Raw genomic sequence first — 2,589 nt, 5'->3', positions numbered from 1 at the left:
GACTCGGACGACGAGGTGCCCAGCACGATCAGCAGCTCTTCCTTGATGTACTTGATGAACTTCCAGATGCTGAACCCGTGCAGGCGCGCAATGGTGCCCAACACCACGAAGATGAAGATCAGGCAGGTCGCATAGAAAGCGGCCATCAGCTTGCCGAGCGACACCAGGCTGTCCACGCCATAAGCGCCTATGGTGAAGGCCATTGCGCCGAAAGCGCCTATGGGCGCCACCTTCATGATGAAGCCGACAATGGTGAACAGTACATGCGAGGCTTTCTCGACGAAGTCGAACACCAGCGTGCCGCGCCCGCCGAAACGGTGCAACGCGAAGCCGAACATCACCGCGATCAGCAGCACCTGCAGAATTTCACCCTTGGCGAAGGCATCCACCACGGTGGACGGAATGATGTTCATGATGAAGTCGGTCGTGCCGACCATCTTCCCGGGGCCGGTATAAGCCGCGATGGCTTTGGTGTCCAGCGTGGACACGTCGACATTCATGCCTTCGCCCGGCTTGAATACGTTGACCAGGACCAGCCCGATGATCAGCGCGAAGGTGCTGACGACTTCAAAGTACAGCAGCGCCAGGCCGCCGGTCTTGCCGACCTTCTTCATGTCCTCCATGCCGGCGATGCCGATCACGACGGTGCAGAAGATGATGGGTGCGATCATCATCTTGATGAGCTTGATGAAGCCGTCGCCCAGCGGCTTCATGAGCTTTCCGGCCTCAGGGTAAAAATGCCCCAGCAGCACACCGGCGATCACGGCGCAGATCACCTGGAAGTAAAGCGATTTGTAAAGGGGTGGCTTGCGGCTTGTCTTCGTTGTCGTTGTGCTTGTCATGGCCGGGTCGCATCAGCGAATGCGCGGGTTGTGGGGGACGGGTTCAATATAGCCCCGCCACGCGATTTGTCCATGTGGGAAACCACAGATAACAAATCTTTACGCCGCTCCGGCGCAAGCTCAGCCGGCCGGGCTGCCGCTGCCAGTACCTGAGGCCGGCGGGCGGGCCATCCACGCAATCAGTGACGAGCGCATGGCTTCCTCCACCGACATGTCGATGGGCTGTACCCACTCCGTCGGCACAAACACCGTGTAGCCGCCGATCATGTAGCCCATGGGCAAATAAACCGCAACACGCTCACCCGGAAGGAATCCGGAAGGCAGGTCGGCAAAGCTGCGACGTGTGATCAGGCCCACGATTTCCATCGCGTGCCCAGGCATGCGCAATATCACCACGCTTTGCTCGCCCTGCTTGCCCGAAGGCGAAAAGTAGTCGGCAAAACTCTTGAGCGACGAGTAGATGCTTTTGACCACCGGCAAATTGGTAAACGGCAATTCCGCGAAAGACAGCACTTTGCGCACACTTTGCTGGGATACCAGGAAGCCAATCGCCAGGATGGTCAGGATGCCGAACGCCAGACCCATGCCGGGCAGGTAAAAACTGCCGATAAGAGGGCGCAGGATCCACAGGGCGGCAGTTTCCATCCACGCCAGGAAGATATAAAGAAGGTATACCGTCAGTGCCACCGGCAGGATGGTGATGAGGCCACGAAAGAAATATTTATAGAGGCTTTTCATGGGCTTTTCGTTGGCTTTTTCGTTAAGGCGCGTTGCGCATGGTGCATTTTTCTGGCTAGCCTGCAATATAACCATTTCGCATGACGCGCCTCGCCGAGGGTTGTCGGTCTTCTCCTACATTTTTGCGGTACTAATCACTGCGATATGTCACTGTCTCGTGCTTAAACTACTGTCGCAGTGATGCCACTGCCCATTGCTGCTTCCCAAAGAAATCAATCAACCCCACAGTCTCAAGCCCAGCGCTGACATGAACCCCGACCCAGGTCTTCTTCCCGCTCACATCGTGCTTGCACCTGAGCAAGCGCCGATGCTGAAAGTTACCTTTCATTCCCTTGATATTTTTCGGCTGCGCTATCAACTGCGCAACAACGTCATGCCCGGCCATCACGGCCTTTTTCTAGGATATTTATGAGTCAATCCACGCTGGTCAATGCGCAGCTCAATGCCCCCTTGCGTTCCCTTGCCCTGACAGTCGAAGAGCCCGCCCCGGGCGAATTTTGCTGGCGCATCCTCGAGAGCCACGCAGATCCCCTGGTGTTTGAATCGGTGTCCTGCTCCGAGATCAGTTTTGCCGCATATGACACTGCATTGGCCACCGGTTACGGCGAGTTGCAGCGCCTGATCGGCCCCGACCTGCAATACGRCCCGCGCAGCGACGAGCCGCAGCAGGTCGATCTTTTTGGTGCTGCCAGTTCTGCGAAGAAAAATATGGCGGTCGGTAGCCCGGAAATCCGCCCTGCAAGGGACACCGGCATCAAACCGGGTGCGGTGCCTGCGTGAAACCCGATCTGCAAGCAGAGTACGTGCGGCTCCGCGCACAGCTTGAGGCCCTGGAGGCGGCGCCGGTAAAAGATTTTCGACGCATTGATCAGCTCATCGATGCGCTTGAGAAAATTCAGCTGGCCATCAAGGCCGAGCACGGCCTCAAGGGCAACAATCCCAACGAATAGTCCGCCGGATAAATATGCAGGCACAGCGGCACCGCAGCGTGTCGCAAGTGCGGCCCCAC

Annotated in this window: 5 protein-coding genes; 3 read left to right on the top strand and 2 right to left on the bottom strand. The window is 57.5% G+C overall.

Translation table 11 applies throughout. The annotated features are described in order from the left end of the window. Together AC1DWI_RS19425 and AC1DWI_RS19420 are read right to left on the bottom strand one after the other, a co-directional pair. On the bottom strand, positions 1 to 842 hold an 842-nt coding region (locus AC1DWI_RS19425), incomplete at its 3' end, for a cation:dicarboxylate symporter family transporter (RefSeq protein WP_477725493.1). 120 nt (positions 843 to 962) lie between these two features. After that, positions 963 to 1,580: a DUF502 domain-containing protein gene (locus tag AC1DWI_RS19420; RefSeq protein WP_477668206.1), complete on the bottom strand. Its 618-nt coding sequence runs from the start codon at positions 1,578 to 1,580 to the stop codon at positions 963 to 965. 247 nt (positions 1,581 to 1,827) lie between these two features. On the opposite strand from AC1DWI_RS19420, the gene AC1DWI_RS19415 reads away from it, so the two are divergent. From AC1DWI_RS19415 to AC1DWI_RS19405, 3 genes are read left to right on the top strand one after another with little or no spacing between them, the layout of a single operon-like run. Continuing rightward, on the top strand, positions 1,828 to 1,992 hold the full coding sequence (locus AC1DWI_RS19415; RefSeq protein ID WP_457282142.1) for a hypothetical protein: 165 nt from the start codon (positions 1,828 to 1,830) through the stop codon (positions 1,990 to 1,992). After that, positions 1,989 to 2,360, top strand: coding sequence for a hypothetical protein (locus AC1DWI_RS19410; RefSeq protein WP_477725492.1), 372 nt, complete (start codon positions 1,989 to 1,991; stop codon positions 2,358 to 2,360). The genes AC1DWI_RS19415 and AC1DWI_RS19410 overlap by 4 nt, the downstream gene beginning before the upstream one ends. Beyond that, positions 2,357 to 2,530 carry a hypothetical protein gene (locus AC1DWI_RS19405; RefSeq protein WP_477668204.1) on the top strand — a complete coding sequence of 58 codons (174 nt, stop codon included), beginning with the start codon at positions 2,357 to 2,359 and terminating at the stop codon, positions 2,528 to 2,530. The genes AC1DWI_RS19410 and AC1DWI_RS19405 overlap by 4 nt, the downstream gene beginning before the upstream one ends. The last annotated feature ends 59 nt before the right edge of the window (positions 2,531 to 2,589 follow it).

This window comes from Polaromonas sp. P3_C2 (genome assembly GCF_056402675.1).
This window is presented reverse-complemented; position numbering and strand designations above follow the sequence as displayed.